Below are 1,229 nucleotides of genomic sequence, written 5' to 3' on the forward strand. Positions count from 1 at the left end.
CAGATAGGTTTTGATCTAAGCGACTTATAGCTTGTTGACGAATATAATATAAAACCCGAGAGCTATACTTGCTTATAGTGTAACCACATACATCTAATAAATCTTTGAGTTGTTCTATATTCATTATGCAGTTTAATTCGATCATTTCTTCTGCAATTAGTCCAATTTCACTTTCATATTTGGACAATCGTTTTGACTCAAAGTTGTTATCTAATTTATTCTTTATACGGTTTAAAGCACGATTAACTGTCATTGGATAGACATTTAATTTTTTTGCTATCTGTGAGTTATTGTTACCATCCATAATAAGATTGATCACTTGAGTTTCAAATTCGGATAAATCGGAGTTTTTAAGTAGATTTTCTACATAGATTTTATCCATTACTTTACTTTCATAACCTATTGAGTAATCCTCGGGTTCAAAGCTTTCAAGTGAATTTAAAGAAGTTAATTCTGAAGCGAATCGAAGAACATTTTCAATGCGCTCTACAGTAACATCAAGTAATTTTGCTAATTCTTCAGTTTTTGGGAAATAACCTAGTTCATTTTCAACTTTCTCCATTTGTTTGAGTAGATCTACTGCACTTCGACTTAAGCGTACTAGTCTAGAATCATTATAGAGCAATTGGTTAATTTCCCATATAATTGGCCGATAAATATAAGTTGTAAACTTAATTCCTTTATTAAAATCAAAATCTCTAATAGCTGTAATAACAGCTATATAAGCGTGTTGAAGTAACTCCTCTTCATCCACGTTGAATTTATTTTTTAGGGATTCAATGCTTCCTTTGTAGTGAGCAATGATTGAGAAGAGAAATTCTTTGTTTTCATATAAAAGTTCAGAGAGTAAATCAGGATCCTCTTGGCAAGCTTTCAATAACACATTGTTATGCAAGTCAGGTAAATTATCTTCTCTAAGGTCAATATATCTTTGGGAAGGCACTTTAATTCACCCCAACTCTATTAACAAAGAAAAGACTGTTGGTTAATTTTAAGAAATAAGGTTGATGTAATGAATCAAAGTATGGGTCCCGATTTAAAGTGTTCAAATTGAAACATGATGTCTGTAGTAACTTGTTTTTTGTCATTTTTAAATCCTCCTATTTGTTGAATCTGCATACTAACTGTCGTTATGAGAAGTTAATAGGTTGCGATGGAAAAAGTAGAATGATCTAAAGGGGGAAGAAAATATAGATTTATCGAGTGAACAGATGGAGGCTACTTGTAAG

Annotated in this window: 1 protein-coding gene; it reads right to left on the reverse strand. The window is 31.5% G+C overall.

All coding sequences use genetic code 11. The annotated features are described in order from the left end of the window. Positions 1-943: sigma-70 family RNA polymerase sigma factor (locus ABWK52_RS29575; RefSeq protein ID WP_353772396.1), on the reverse strand; the 943-nt coding region annotated here is incomplete at its 3' end. Between the last annotated feature and the right edge of the window lie 286 nt (positions 944-1,229).

This window comes from Bacillus sp. AP50 (assembly GCF_040492675.1).
Taxonomy (GTDB): Bacteria; Bacillota; Bacilli; order Bacillales; family Bacillaceae_G; genus Bacillus_A; species Bacillus_A cereus.